8 protein-coding genes and 1 pseudogene are annotated in these 14,966 nt (G+C 57.1%); 4 read left to right on the top strand and 5 right to left on the bottom strand.

The window, feature by feature from the left end:
* Positions 1-19 precede the first annotated feature (19 nt).
* From G536_RS0125180 to G536_RS0125170, 3 genes are all read left to right on the top strand, one after another.
* Positions 20-1,054 (top strand): LacI family DNA-binding transcriptional regulator, encoded by a 1,035-nt coding sequence (locus G536_RS0125180; RefSeq protein ID WP_026880578.1) that lies wholly within the window; start codon positions 20-22, stop codon positions 1,052-1,054.
* A gap of 107 nt (positions 1,055-1,161) precedes the next feature.
* Positions 1,162-3,570, top strand: coding sequence for a glycoside hydrolase family 127 protein (locus G536_RS0125175; protein WP_022826384.1), 2,409 nt, complete (start codon positions 1,162-1,164; stop codon positions 3,568-3,570).
* A gap of 168 nt (positions 3,571-3,738) precedes the next feature.
* Complete coding sequence (locus tag G536_RS0125170; RefSeq protein WP_022826383.1) at positions 3,739-6,048, top strand: glycoside hydrolase family 127 protein; 2,310 nt, start codon at positions 3,739-3,741, stop codon at positions 6,046-6,048.
* Positions 6,049-7,213: 1,165 nt separating this feature from the next.
* Here the strand turns inward: G536_RS0125170 and G536_RS0125155 are convergent.
* Both G536_RS0125155 and G536_RS0125150 read right to left on the bottom strand, forming a co-directional pair.
* A complete protein-coding gene (locus tag G536_RS0125155) occupies positions 7,214-8,416 on the bottom strand; it encodes a threonine synthase (protein WP_026880575.1) in 1,203 nt (400 codons plus the stop codon).
* 63 nt (positions 8,417-8,479) lie between these two features.
* Positions 8,480-9,385 carry a LysR family transcriptional regulator gene (locus G536_RS0125150; protein ID WP_022826379.1) on the bottom strand — a complete coding sequence of 302 codons (906 nt, stop codon included), beginning with the start codon at positions 9,383-9,385 and terminating at the stop codon, positions 8,480-8,482.
* Between the two features lie 413 nt (positions 9,386-9,798).
* Between G536_RS0125150 and G536_RS0125145 the strand changes: the two genes are divergently transcribed.
* On the top strand, positions 9,799-10,503 hold the full coding sequence (locus G536_RS0125145; RefSeq protein WP_022826378.1) for a porin family protein: 705 nt from the start codon (positions 9,799-9,801) through the stop codon (positions 10,501-10,503).
* Between the two features lie 451 nt (positions 10,504-10,954).
* Here G536_RS0125145 and G536_RS31250 read toward each other — a convergent pair whose 3' ends face one another.
* The 3 genes and pseudogenes from G536_RS31250 to G536_RS33140 all read right to left on the bottom strand — a co-directional run bounded on the left by G536_RS31250 (position 10,955) and on the right by G536_RS33140 (position 14,822).
* Positions 10,955-13,804, bottom strand: a complete 2,850-nt coding sequence (locus G536_RS31250) for a nidogen-like domain-containing protein (protein ID WP_022826377.1) — start codon at positions 13,802-13,804, stop codon at positions 10,955-10,957.
* Positions 13,805-14,598: 794 nt separating this feature from the next.
* Positions 14,599-14,718: pseudogene (locus G536_RS32935) on the bottom strand (cytochrome c peroxidase); the annotation flags it as partial.
* A complete protein-coding gene (locus G536_RS33140; protein WP_084708899.1) occupies positions 14,712-14,822 on the bottom strand; it encodes a cytochrome c peroxidase in 111 nt (36 codons plus the stop codon). The gene G536_RS33140 and the pseudogene G536_RS32935, both read right to left, overlap by 7 nt.
* Positions 14,823-14,966 lie beyond the last annotated feature (144 nt).

Raw genomic sequence — 14,966 nt, 5'->3', positions numbered from 1 at the left:
CCTCCTTCATCTAAGATCTTTGGCTAGGTCCAACAAGCAACCATCCATTACTGACTTAGCAAAGCTGCTAGGACTTTCTGTGTCTGGTGTTTCTCGAGCATTGAACGACGATTCACGCATAAGTAAAGCGACCAAGCAACGAGTCCGGGAAATGGCTCAGTCCGTCAATTACCAGCCTAACCATTTAGCCGCAGGCTTACGCAAGGGGAAAAGCAACTTACTGGGGGTAATTGTACCGTACATTGATGGGCGCTTTTTTGCCGTTGTAATTAAAGGCATTGAGTCCGCTGCTCGTCAGGCTGGCTTGAACGTAATTATTTGCCAGTCCAACGAAGACGTGGAATATGAGCGTCAGAACATTGAAACCTTATTACGAGCCCAAGTCGAAGGAATCTTGATTTCAGTGGCTCGTACGACGCTCGATTTCACGCACTTCGAGAGAGTGCAAGAGCGTGGAATTCCGCTGGTCTTTTTCGACCGTATCTTGCAGGGAACCCAGGTAAACGCCGTACTGCTGGATGATTATGCAGGGGCCTTCCAATCTACGGCCCACCTGATTGCCCAAGGGTGCAAGCGAATTGCGCACTTTGCTGGGCCGCAGCACCTCAATATTTATAAGCATCGCCGACAGGGATACTTAGATGCGCTTGCCGCCCACGGGTTGCCACTGGCTGAAGAGCTTATCGTCTATTGTGATACCATGACGTTAGAAGTAGGTACGCTTGCTATGCAGCGGTTGCTAACCAAAGCACTGCCGCCAGATGCCGTCTTTTCCGCCAGCGATTCAGCCGTGGTAGGAGCGCTACAGGCCCTCAACAGGCTCGGGCTGCAAGTGCCGCAAGATGTGGCTCTCGCCGGATTCAGCAATGAAGCCTTTACGTCCCTGACTACACCGATGATAACGTCGGTTGATCAGAGCTGTGAGCAGATGGGACAGGCAGCTGTGCGTCTTTTTTTTGAGTTGCGAGAAAACGAAACGGAAGCTGTAGCTCGCCAAATTGTGCTTCCGCCCACTCTATGTGTTAGAGCATCATCCTGTCGGCTCTCGAAATGAACGGTGGCTGCCTTACAGTAGTGCCAAGCATAAATGCAAAAACTGCGGCTTTTAGCCCGATTACTAAAGGAACTGACGCACTTCTTTGTCTCCCTTTTCTTACTAGAATGATGCACAAAATACTGTTTTTCGTTGGCATGCTGACCCTACTAGGTGCAACGACTGCCACCCAGGCCCAGCAGACGCCGCCGCGCGACTACCCCATTCAGCCAGTGGCGTTTACGCAGGTGCATGTGCACGACAAGTTTTGGGCGCCGAAGATGCAGATCAACGCCGACGTGACCATTCCCCACACCTTGCAGCAGTGCCGGCAGGACGGCCACCTCGACAACTTCCGGCGGGCGGCAGGCGAGTTGCCAGGCGACAAACTCACTCAGTTTCCCTTCGACGACACCGATATCTACAAGGTAATTGAGGGCGCGTCGTACGCCATGCAAGTTAAGAGCAATCCAAAGCTGGGTGCCTACGTCGATTCGCTGATTACCCTCATCGGCAAGGCCCAGGAACCGGATGGTTACCTCTACACTTTCCGCACAGTGAAGGCTGCCAAGCCGCACGAGTGGATAGGCAGCAAGCGCTGGGAGAAGGAGGAAGACCTCAGCCACGAACTCTACAACGCCGGCCACCTCTACGAAGCGGCCGTGGCCCATTACCAGGCCACCGGCAAAAAGACCCTGCTCGACATTGCCACCAAAAACGCCGACCTGCTGGTACGTGACTTAGGCCCTGGCAAGGTGGAAGTGTACCCCGGCCACCAAGTGGTGGAAATCGGGCTGGCGAAGCTGTACCGCGTCACGGGCAAGCAGCAGTACCTCGACCTGGCCAAGTTCTTCCTGGACGTGCGCGGCCCCAAGGGCAACGACTACAACCAAGCTGCCAAGCGCGTCATCGACCAGGATGAGGCCGTGGGCCACGCCGTACGCGCCACTTACATGTACTCGGCCATGGCCGACGTGGCGGCCCTCACCGGCGACCAGCGCTACCTCACCGCCATCGACGCCATCTGGAACGACGTGGTGAGCAAGAAACTTTACATTACGGGCGGCATCGGGGCCACCGGCAACGGCGAGGCATTCGGCAAACCTTTCGAGCTACCGAATATGTCGGCCTACGCGGAAACGTGTGCCTCCATTGCCAACGTGTACTGGAACCAGCGCATGTTTTTGCTGCACGGCGACGCCAAGTACGTGGACGTGCTGGAGCGCACCTTGTACAACGGCTTGCTAGCGGGGGTGTCGCTGAGCGGCGACCATTTTTTCTACCCCAACCCGCTGGCTTCCATGGGCCAGCACCAGCGGGGGTCGTGGTTTGCCTGCGCCTGTTGCATTTCCAACATGACGCGTTTCATGGCGTCGGTGCCAGGCTACGTGTACGCTCAGAACGCCGACAACCTGTACGTGAACCTGTTCATGACCAGCACCAGCGACGTGCAGCTGCCGTCCGGCAAGGTCAGTATCGAGCAGAAAACCAACTACCCCTGGGACGGCCAGCTCGACCTCGCCGTGAACCCCGTGAAACGGCAGGAATTTACGCTCCGAATCCGCATTCCGGGGTGGGCCCAGCAGCAAGCCAGCCCCGGCGGGCTCTACCAGTTCGTGGATGCCACGCCGCAGCCCATTCCACTGAGCATCAATGGCAAGCCGGTGCAGTATACCCTCGACCACGGCTACGCGGTGCTGAAACGGCGCTGGCAGAAAGGCGACCAGGTGACGCTAACCCTGCCCATGGCCACCGAGAAAGTAGTGGCCACCACCCAAGTGAAAGACGACCTGGGCAAGTTTGCCTTCCAGCGCGGCCCGCTCGTGTACTGCCTCGAAGGCCCCGACAATGCCAACGGCCTCGTGCAAAACATCACCGTCGACCAGAAAGCGCCGGTGGATGTGGTGTACCAAGATGGCCTACTCAACGGCATCGACGTGCTAACGACCAATGGCGTAAGCACCCGCCGGCAGCTTAACTCCAACCAGCTCCTGACCACGCCGCAGGCTGTGAAAGCCATTCCATACTACGCCTGGGCCAACCGGGGCCCCAGCGACATGATGGTGTGGGTGCCCTACGAAGCCTCGGCCTCAAAGCCCCAGCCCGCCCCCACGGTGGCCTCGCGCAGCACTCCTAGCTCGTCGCTGAAAAGCGCCAAGACCCTCAAGGCCCTCGCCGACCAGTACGACCCCCTCGACTCGAAAGACGCCAACTACCCTTATCTGCACTGGTGGCCTAAAAAGAACACCACCGAGTTTGTGCAGTACGACTTCGCCGAGCCGGCCACCGTATCGGAATCCAAGGTGTACTGGTTTGATGATGGCCCCTGGGGCGGCTGCCGCATTCCGGCCAGCTACAAGGTGTATTACCAGAAAGATGGCCAGTGGCTGCCCGTGAAAAACACCACGCCCTACACCATCGCCAAAGACCAGTACAACACCGTGACGTTTGAGCCGGTCCGCACCACCGCCCTCAAGCTGGAAGTACAGCTCCCCGTCGACAACGCCACCGGCATTCACGAATGGATGGTGAAGTAGCAAACCCAGTGGTTCGCCTGCTACTAGCTGGTTGGTTACTGCTGTTTGCCTCCCAAGCCTAGTTGCCCGGTCCTTTTCTTTCATCCCGCCCCTACTTTCTTCGGCATGACTCTCTTCTCCACACGCACTTGGTTACTATCGGTCCTGTTAGGTGCTGCAGTTAGCCCCATGGCTCAGGCTCAAACCTACCTGCCCACCCCCAAGGATGCGCGCATGAAAGTGCAGCCGCAGGTGCCGGTGAAGGCATATGCCTTCAACTTGGCTCAGGTGAAGCTGCTCGACAGCCCTTTCAAAGTAGCCGAGCAAGTAGATGCCAAGTACCTGCTCAAAATTGAGCCCGATCGGTTGCTGGCCGATTTCCGGGAGCACAGTGGCTTGCAGTCCAAGGGCAAACGCTACGGTGGCTGGGAATCAACGGGGCTGGCGGGGCACACGCTGGGGCACTACTTGTCGGCGTGCGCGCTGGCGTATGCCTCAACGGGCAATGCCGAGTTCAAGCAGCGGGTCGATTACATGGTGGCGCAACTGGAAGAATGCCAGAAGGCCCGCAGAACCGGCTACGTGGGTGCCATTCCGAAGGAAGACCAGTTGTGGGCGGAAGTAGCCAGCGGCAACATTCGTTCGCGCGGCTTCGATTTGAACGGGGCCTGGTCGCCGTGGTACACGGTGCACAAAATCATGGCCGGTTTGCTCGACGCCTACTTGTACACGGGCAACAAAACGGCCCTCACTGTCAACCAAGGCATTGCTGACTGGACGGGTAACACCATCAAGGGCCTCGATGACGCTATGATGCAGGACATGATGGTGTGCGAGTACGGCGGCATGGCTGAAACCCTGGCCAACACCTACGCCCTGAGCGGCGACAAGAAGTACCTCGACCTATCGTACCGTTTTTACGACAAGAAGATTCTCGACCCGCTGGCTGCTCGCACCGATATTTTACCCGGCAAGCACTCCAACACCCAGATTCCGAAGGCCATTGCCAGCGCCCGTCGCTACGAGCTGACCGGCGACAAAAAGGACGCCGCCATTGCCCAGTTTTTCTGGCAAACCGTGACTGAAAACCACTCCTACGCCACCGGCGGTAACAGCAACTACGAGTACCTGGGCGAGCCGCGCAAGCTCAACGACAAGCTCAGCGAAAACACCACCGAGACCTGCAACACCTACAACATGCTGAAGCTCACGCAGCATCTGTTTGCCCAGCAGCCCTCGGCCAAGTTGATGGACTACTACGAGAAAGGGCTCTACAACCACATCCTCGCCTCACAGCACCATGAAACCGGCATGACCACCTACTTCGTGCCGCTACGCATGGGGGGCCGCAAAACCTACAGCGACGAGTTCAACACCTTCACTTGCTGCGTGGGCTCGGGAATGGAAAACCACGTGAAGTACGCCGAGAACATCTACTTCCAGGGCGCGGATGGCAGCTTGTACGTCAACCTCTTCATCCCCTCGGAGCTAGCGTGGCAGGAAAAAGGCCTGACGCTGCGCCAGGAAAGCCAGCTGCCCGCCACCGACCAAGTAACGTTCACGGTGACGGCCGCCAAGCCCCGCGCCTTCAAGCTGCGCCTGCGCCAGCCCAAGTGGACCAAGAACCCGCAAGTGCGCGTGAACGGCAAACTAGAGCCGGTGACACCCGACGCGGAAGGCTACCTCGTGCTCGACCGCAAGTGGAAAAACAAGGACCGGGTGGAACTGACGTTGCCCGCCGACTTCTACACCGAAGCCCTGCCCGACAACCCCGACCGCCGCGCGGTGTTCTACGGTCCCACGTTGCTAGCTGGCGTACTCGGCAGCACCGAACCCGAGCCCGTCACCGGCGTACCCGTGCTGGTGACAACAAACAACAACGCCAACGACTGGGTGAAACCGGTGGATGCCAAGCAGCTGCGCTTCCAAACCACCGGCCTCGGCGTGCCGAACGACGTGCCGCTGATTCCCTTCAACCAAACCGGCAACGAGTACTACACCGTGTACTGGGACGTATTTACGCCCGAAAAGTGGGCCAGCCAGCAACGCGTGTACGAGGCGGCTCGCAAAAAGCAGCAGGAGCTGGAAGCCCAAACCGTGGATGTATTGCGCCTGGGTGAAATGCAGCCCGAGCGCGACCACAGCTTCACCATCACCGAGAAGGCTGAAACCGGCGAGGAGCACGGCCGCAAGTGGCGCATGGTGAACGAGGGCGGCAACATGACCTTCACCCTGAAAGTGGCCCCCACCAAAGCCAACACCCTGCTGCTCACCTACTGGGGTATGGACAACCGGGGCCGCGTATTCGATGTGTTAGTCGATGGCGAGAAGGTGGCCACCGAAGACCTCAACAAGTACAAGGAAAGCCGCTTCTACGACATTTCGTATCCCATTCCGCCCGCGCTAACCAAGGGCAAGCAGCAAGTGAAAGTGACCTTCCAAGCCAAGCCCAACAACAGCGCCGGCCCAGTCTACGGCATCCGCAACGTGCAACAGTAAGTACTCTACTGTCATTTGATAGTGCATTGATTTTCTACCTCAACAGCTACTTCAGCATAACACCTGAACTGTCCAGCTTAATTGAACAGTTCTACGTTGATGTATCTTAACGAATAGACTAGAAATTCACGGATTTCAGTCCTCCTTGCTTTCCCTATTAACTCTACGACAAGCGCTGTGAAGACCAAGGCTAAGAAGTAGGGCCAGAAAGAAATGGGCGGTCATCTTTTGGGCCCTAACTTTCTAGTTCACTACAAAAAGGCGCATTTATTAACGCCCCTGAAACGTGCATTATATTGTTACAGAAAGTTTTCATCAACTACTGATACTCATACAAATCACCGTTTCGTGCATATTGTAAAGTCGATGATGCGCGCCAATCTTCTGCAAGCGTGCATCAATGGAAAATTCCCTTTGGGGAAGCTCCCGCCAACTAACCAACTTCTTGGATATGCTGCATATTAAAGCATTCAACTAACTCAATAGGTCAGCTAAGTTGAATGATCCATCCCACTTCAAGACGCATAAAGAAGATGCCGATGATGGGAGCAGTGTATTTACTCCAGCCTGTACTTTTTCATGGCAATCACGACATGGCGAATGGTCATAGAAAAGCACTTTACCACTGGGCATAGAGGATGATATCGATTACACTTTCCCGAACTAAGCACTCAGGGGTTTACTCTTTTTTGTTGGGAAAGTATAAGGCATCCATAGCTACTAACAAGCGCAGCAGGTGGCAATAGGACACGCGGACCAACAGAATCATGTCGCGAAGCTGAAAAGAAGCATTTTTAGGTAATCTAATTTTTGCTGACGCTTCTGCTCAATTATAAGTAAATTACTAGTAATTAGGTAGTTATTAACTACGGAAGATCCATAGTACACCACGTGACGTCGCACCTCATTGACGGGTTTGTATTCCCATTCCTTAAAGGCTCGTAGCCACTGGTAGGCCTCCAAGTGGAGTAACTCGGCCGGAATCTGATCGATTACGAGAGAGAAGTATACAGCGTGGGTCCTGAGACTTTTGGGCAGGTAGATCAGCTTATGGCCTTGCCTCTCGACGGCATACTGGAAAAACCCCTGACTACGGCCAAGCGCCAAGAGGTGCTCGACAAGCATTTTTCAAGATAGCGCACGGGAGAGCCATAGAATCAAAAGTTTAGTGGTGGGCACGGCCTGCCACGTTCTCCAGATACTTCTGCCCATTGCCGGTGTTAAGCAGCAATACTTGCTCGTCGGCGCGCAACCATCCGGTGGCCAATAGGTGGCGGGCGGCCATCCAAACAGCGGCTCCTTCCGGCGCCACGAACAAGCCCTCACGCCGACCCAGTTCGCGCATCCCCGTTAGCATCTCTTCTTCCTGGATGCTGACAACGGTGCCGTTCGACTCATGCAGCACTTGCAGCATTAGGGCCTCCCCGAGCGGATGCGGTACGGCCAAACCATTCGCAAGCGTAGGCCGCCCCTGGTAGCCCTGACACGATGCTTGGCGTCCTTCATACGTTTCAACTAGCGGGCAGCAGTTTGCGGCTTGCACGGCAACCATGCGGGGTAAGGGCACCTCGGGAGCCAGCCAGCCAATCTTTTTCATTTCCTGAAAGGCCTTCCAAATGCCAATCAGACCAGTGCCTCCACCAGCGGGATAGAGCAGTACCTCGGGCAGACGCCACTCGAGCTGCTCGGCAATTTCATAGCCCATCGTTTTCTTGCCTTCCAGCCTGTAGGGTTCCTTTAAGGTAGAGATGTCGAGTAAAGCACCCTGGGCGTTGAGCTGTCGTACCCATGCGCCACAATCACTGATCAGGCCATCGACCAGCTCGACGTCGGCACCGTACCAATAGCATTCTTCCCGGAAAGCTGCAGGCGTGTGGCGGGGCATGACGACTGTGGCCGAAAGGCCCGCCCGGGCACAATAGGCAGCTAGCGCTACGCCCGCGTTGCCCGCTGTTGGAATGATACAGCCCTTTACACCTAGCTCTAGGGCCTTGGATACAGCCATGCTGAGCCCGCGCGCCTTAAATGAACCCGTAGGATTCTGCCCTTCGTCTTTCAGTAGCAGTGAAGCGAAACCATACTGCGCCGCCAGATGCGGTAGGGTCAGCAATGGGGTAAGGCCCTCCCCCAGGCTGGCCCGATGTGCTTGGTTTAGCAGCGGCAACAGCGCTGCGTAGCGCCACATCGAATGCTCCTGCTGGTTGATAATCTCCTTGCTTACCGGCTCCGTCAGGTCATAATCCGCCACGAGTGGCGCCTGACAGCAGCGGGAGGTATGCTGTAGCACAAAAGCCGAATCGGGAGTGCCACAGTGCGAGCAGTGCAAACTCTGCAAAAATGAGACAGGTAACGTACTAATGGGTTTCATGTCCCAAAGGTGGCCGTTCTCTCAGTATTCAGATGCCGATAAGGCATGGCATTTTGGAACAGCCTATGCCAGTTTGGAATAGTAACGCCGCGTAAACTGCAAAAAGTCGCGGTAAGGGGCATTGTTTTCTGTGCCCTTGCGCTGCACGAAGTTGAATTCTCGTTTCAGAGATAAGCCGTTGATTGAAATCTCTACCAGTTCACCGGAGGCCAATTCTTTTAGTACGGCTTGCCGGGGCAGGAACGCAAGGCAGGTATCGACGCGCACGAAATTTTTGAGTGCCTCTGTGCCCCCCAACCGTACCCGCACTGGCAACTCGGACAGCTTGATATGCTGCTGAGCCAGTGCGGCTTCCAATACTGCCAGCGTACCCGAGCCAACTTCGCGCAAGGCAAGCGGCGTGCGGAGTAAGTCACGCACCGCTAGCATGTGCCCGGCTAGCGGATTGCCGGCTGCACATACAGCCACCACATCGTCGGTGAGAAGCGGCGTGTAGGTCACGTGGCTGACTTTATGGATGCCTTCAATAATGCCTAATTCAATTTCGTGGTCGAGTAAGGCCCGCAGGATGTTATCGGAGTTGCGGTTTTTAAGGCTAAGTTGCCGGTGAGGATGCTGCCGCAGATAGGCTGATATAACCGGTGGCAGCACGTAAAGCGAAATGGTAGTGCTGGCCCCAATAAGTAAATGCAGCGGCGGAGAGAAATCGGGGCTTAAGTCCGCTATTTCCTGCGACAACTCCTGCTGCAATTGCTTGGCTGCGAGCAGCTTTTGATAGAGTTTGTGCCCGGCCGGCGTGAGCTGCACGCTGCTGCCAAGCCGTTCAAACAAGCCGGTTCGGTAATGTGCTTCCAGCGCCTTCACTTGCTTGCTTACAGCAGACTGGCTAAGCGAAAGAGCCTGTCCCGCTTTTGTAAAGCTTAATAGCCGGGCAACTTCGAGAAACACCTCATGCGACTGGGAAAGCATGCTCCTGCTGTGTAATATGTGGCGCAAAACCAAGCTGATGATGCGTAGCTGTAAAGATAGGTGGCTATCTATTTGAATTTAGAGACCTTCACGGAGTAAGAACAGGCTTATGGGCGCGGTGGCAACAAGATATTCTTGGCAGCTACCAAAAGCGGCTCGTGGCTACTTTGTTGCCTTACGATGGCTGAGTGTGTTTACTCTATTCAGCTGTCATCAGCCACACCGAGACTGGGCTAATCTTACAAGTCGGCGCATTTGTAAGGAAAAGGCAGCCATTATACCTACTAATAAGCTACTTCGAGGAATGAAGAAGCCCAATTATTAGCCCCGCTCCTACGCTACAAGTGATTAATGCAACCTTTTGCTTGCCTGGCCAATCTACCTTCTATATCAGCTTTCATTTGTTCTTACGTATGCGTCTTACCTATACCCTTGCTCTCCTCTGCAGCTTACTGGCAGCCAAGGCCGGCCACGCCCAACAGGTGCGCGTCGGCGTCAAAGCCGGTCTGAACGCTAGCACTTATGCCGGAGCCAATCTACCCGATACCAAGTACCGGCTCGGCCCTGCCGCTGGGGTCCTGCTGCAAATACCCGTTGGCTCACATGTGGATCTGCAACCCGAACTACTTTACGAGCAGCGAGGAGCGCACATAACCTACATCCGTGAGCTGGGGAACGGAAACCCTCCCGTCATAACCTATACGCGCACCACCCGCAGCCGCTTGCATTACGCCAGCTTGCCCATACTCGTGCGTATACATCAAGGAAAATGGTTTGCGCTGGCTGGCCCGCAGCTCAGCTATCTACTGGCCGAAAAGCGCACCAACCAAGAGGACATCACCGTCGCTTACCCCACAATTGATTTCTTTCCTGTGGAAGCCACTCCGATGCCACGCAGCATAAAAGATTATCGCCAGGTAGAGCTCGGTTACGTGCTTGGAATAGGATACGAAATCACGCCTCGCTGGCGGGTAGAAGGTCGGTACACGGCAGGCGCGACCAAAGTGCGGCAGCCATCCGTGGAGTTGCACGACGCTGACTATGGACCTGAGCGGTTGGAAAAAGCTCGCAACAGCAGCTTGCAACTTCAAGTGAGTTATCTGCTGTCTTCGTTGTAGCAGGGCCCATCAGTTGCTTTGCGTATCTGCACTACCAATCTGTCGTTCCCTATATATGTATCAGGTGCTATCAGCCAACTGGTCTGCCACCCACAAACAGCGGCCAGCGCCGAAGTCCTGACCGCCGCCATCCTACGGATGTCCGAGCCAGAAGCTAATCACTGCTTGAATTGCTCCCCTGACGCGGCCTTACATAGTTCTAGCCAAAGTGCGAAGACGAAAAGGCCAGTACGTTTCGTCTTCGCACTTTGGCTAGCGAGTACGGGTGCTTGATTCACCCATGTCCTGAAACCCTGGCTGTTCAGACAAAGCTAACTGATTGACTTCCTGTGCGGTACGGTAAAGAGACCGTTCAGCTCTTGGCACAGTGTATTTCGGCTTGCTCAACCCCCTAAAACTAAAGCGCCCCGACCAACCGGCCGGGGCGCTTTAGTTCGGCTACAAGTTCGTTTTACTTGCTGACGAGCAGGCGCTGATTGGTGAGCGTGCCGTTGGTGATGAGCTGGCAGTTGTAGACGCCGTTGGCCAGCGGCTGCCCGTTCAGCGTCACGCGGTAGAGGCGGCCGGCGTCCACCTGTCCATCATAAAGCGTAGCCACCAACACGCCCAACGGGTTGTAGACTCTCACCTGCGCCAAGCCGGCCTGCGTGGGGCGGAACGACACGGTGGCCTGGTCGGTCACCGGGTTCGGATAGGCCTGTAGCTGGCTCTCGTTGCTCAGGCTAGCGCCGGCCGCGTTGCTGCGGCTGGCCACACTGCTCGAGCAGGTGGCATCGGCCAGGATGATGACGTTCACGGTCTGGGTGGCCACGTTGCCCGCGTTGTCGCGTACGGTCACGGTCACCGGGTTGGTCCCCACATTGGCGCAGGTGAAGGTGCTGGGGCTGATCGTTACTGCGGCCAGGCCACAGTTGTCGAAGCTGCCGTAGTCGATGTCGACGGGGTAGATGGTACGCGTGCCATTCTCCAACCGGGTCTGGAAGCCCGCCACGCGCAGGGTAGGGGCCGTGTTATCAACGATAAAGACGGTCACGGTTTCGCTCGCGGAATTGCCAGCGTTATCGGTGACGGTGAGCGTGACTTGGTTGGGGCCGATGTTAGCGCAGGTGAATGTGCGCGGGCTGATGGTCATGGAGGCAATGCCACTGCAATTGTCGAAGCTGCTCCAGTCCACGTCGGCCGCTTCAATCGTGCGCGTGCCGTTGCTCTCGATGGCCGTAATGAAGCCGGCCGCTCGTAGGGTTGGGGCCTGCTGATCCTGCACCGTCACCGTGAAGGTGCCCGTCGCCGTGCTGCAGCTGTTGGTAGCCGTCACCGTCACGGTGGTGGTACCCACAGGAAAGGCGTAGGGGAAGATGATGGGCGTACCATTGACGGTATAGCTCAGCGTAGGTGCGGGCGTACCGGTGGCCGAGGCCGCGAAGGTGCGCGTGGCGCTACACTGGCCGGCGTCGGCGGCCAGGGTTTGGTTGGCGGGTACGGTGAGCACCGGCGCCGTACAGGTCGTCGTCGTAGTAAAGGTGATGGCGCTGCCGTAGAACGTGCCTAAGCTGTTGACAACTAACGCCCGCACAGTGTAGGTAGTGCCGGGCAGCAGGGTCGACACAACGCTGGTAAAGGAGGCCGGAAGCGCGGCGGGAGCAGTGATGTTTCGGCCGTCGTTGCCCAAAAAGTTACTGGTACTAGGCGTACCGGTGCCTTGCACATAGACGTAGCCATAGCTGGTCGTGCCCGACAACAACCCACCGTCGCTGGTGAGCGTGGCCCCCAACGTGGCGCTGGTAGTCGTGATGTTGGCGGGCGCAAGCGTCACCACAGTCGGAGTGGTCAGCACCGCAAAAGCTAGCCCATTGCTTGTGCCACTGGGCGTGGTCACGGTCACGGGGCCGCTGGTGGCACCGGCTGGTACGGTAGCCGTGATGGTGGTGGCATTGACCACGGCAAAGGTGGTAGCGGCCGTGCCGTTGAAGCGCACGGCCGTGGCACCCGTCAGGTTGGCACCCGTCAGCGTAATGCTGGTGCCCACCGCGCCGCCTAGGGCGCTGAGGCTGGTGAGAGTCGGGCCCAGCGGCGGCGAGACGATTACCGTGAGCGTAAAGGTGGACTGAGCCGCTAGGGGCGTGCCGTTGTCGAGGGCCGTGAAGGTGATGGTGCGCGTGCCCACGTTGCAGGCCGCTCCGGTCACCGACAGATTCACGGTGGGGTTGGCCGTGTTGTTGCCGGTCACGGGAGCCGTTGTGTTGCAGAGGCCGCCTAGGTTCGACGTCACGTTCACCGTCTGGTTGGTTTCGGGACCCGAAAACTGCAAGCTGGCCGTAACGGTCTGGCCAAACGGCACCGTCAGGGTATTATTGGCCGGCAGGCCCGCCACGGCCGGGGGCACGTTGCCGCTGCCGCGCACCTGGTAGCCCAGGCACTGCTGGTCGAGGAAGTCGATGCCGCCGGGCGTGCCCACGGTAGGGACGTTGGGGGCCTGCGCCCCCGCCAAGTTGAAGCGGCCGGTCTGGATAAAGTCGACGTTGTTGCCCCGGTTGGCCCCGACCGTAGCCGGTGTCCCGCCTAGGCCGCTGGCGCCGCCCGAGGCATTGCCCGTGGTCCACTGCATATCGTCGTAGGCAAACGAGACGTCGTTGCCCGTAAACGTAGGCGCCGTATTGGCCCGAATCACCACCTGAAACGTATTCTTTTTGTCGATGGGGCCGCCGCCGTTGGGAGTGAAATAGGCAACTCGGTTCCAGGTCACGACCAGCCGGTCGGCATATAGCGCGTACGAGACCCGCCCGCTGGACGTGTTGCGGGTATCCACGTCGGCCCAGAAGGGGGCCACCATCGGCACGCCAATGGGAAACCCAGAGGCGTTGTACTCCCCGTAGGCCGCATCAAAAGTGATGTTGCCGTTGGTGTTGATGTAGGCTTGGTTGTAGAGCGTGCCAAAGAGCGAGAAGTTGAAGCCCAGGGCCACGGGGCCGAACGAGCCATCGTCGTTGCGCGGTAGCAACACGGCGTTGCCGGTGGCCGAGGAGTCCACGGCCTCAAAGCAAGCCGGTCGGGCGTGGGGGGTGGCTGGCGTCACGACCTGTCGCTGGCCTTGGCCGCTAGCGAGTTGCGGCCGCACGGCCTGTGCCTTGCGGGCGGCATAGCCAGGGTCGGTATCTTCAGGGTTAATCACGGTTTGCGCCGACGCCGAAGAGGCCAGCACGAAACTCAGGTAGAGAATGGTGCAGAGCCACGTGAATACGGGCTTGCTAATAGGGGTGCGGCAGGCTAGCCAGCGCCGCAGAGCAGAGTATGAGTGTTTCATGAGCAGGAAGAGGAAAAATAGAAGCGGTAGAATAGAGGCATGAAGCTACTTGGTTAAATCTTATATATAATATTATTTAAATATTATATATTATCCAACTTAAATACTGTGCTTTATGCGGGGCAGCTGATAAAAACGGCTGCACCGACATATGAGCACTGGGCTTCGCCTGCGGCAGTAGTAGCCGTCTCCCTGCTGAGTGGCCAGTTGGCGCGCAGAAGCCGCTTGTTAGGTCCTGCCCACCACTTGCTCCTAGTACTGTCGGCGTTGAAGGAAGACATGGGGCACTGTCTTACTACAGAGTGGTCGGTCAGTGCCGGCGCTCGTTTCACTCAGCGTCAACTGCTTCAGGCATTACTTATCGGCATAACAGCCAATAGCAACCCACGCTGCATGCTGGCTTACCTCTAAGCGCCATTAGGGCAATCTATGCTTCCTTGTTTATAAACGGCCTGCCGGAATGTGTTTCGTAAATGTTCAACCGGGAGCTCAGGCCAAGAACCCCTATTATGCTCAAGAGAGGTCACTGAGAGTAGGGCTAGCTAGGTGTCTTCGTGTAGCACGGCGGTCAAGCTAAATTGCTCCAGCGTCAGGGGCACCAACTCGTGCGAGAGGCTGGCGGATGGCCTCGCACAATTATCCCGTATCTGCGCGGTACCGTACCTACCTGGTTTCTTGATCCGTCGACGCCTTGCGTTGGCTCCAAGGTGGCGCTAGCGTACGGGCGGTTGGCGCTTCACCAAACACCTGCCGGAAGGTGGCTTAGTACGCAGGACTGCTGTTGAGGCGAGCTATTACTTTAGGAATAGGTAAATCCATTCCAGCGGGTTGGCCACCGGAATCAGCGCCTGCTCTTCCAGCGTTGCAGCCCCGCCATCCCAGAAGAAAGTGGTTTGCACGCGCACATTCATGGCCGAGGGCGTAGCGGGACGCCGGCACTTAGCACAGCCGTATCAGCAAAGGCAAACTGTTCCCGGTGGCAGTTGGCGCAGCTGATGCGCTGGTCGCCGGATAGGATCGAAGAATAGCTGCTGGCCTAGCGTAATGGCGGTGGCGGGTGGTGGGTCAGGGAAAGCAGCACTACCTAGCATCAAGGCTGTTCCCAGCAGTAGCAGCGCGTAGAACTGCTTCACGGTTTCACTACTTTGACCCGGCTCAGCGT

The sequence above is a fragment of the Hymenobacter norwichensis DSM 15439 genome (genome assembly GCF_000420705.1).
GTDB classification, from domain to species: Bacteria; Bacteroidota; Bacteroidia; order Cytophagales; family Hymenobacteraceae; genus Hymenobacter; species Hymenobacter norwichensis.
Note: the sequence above shows the minus strand (reverse complement) of the source record. Positions and strands in the feature narration are given on the sequence as shown.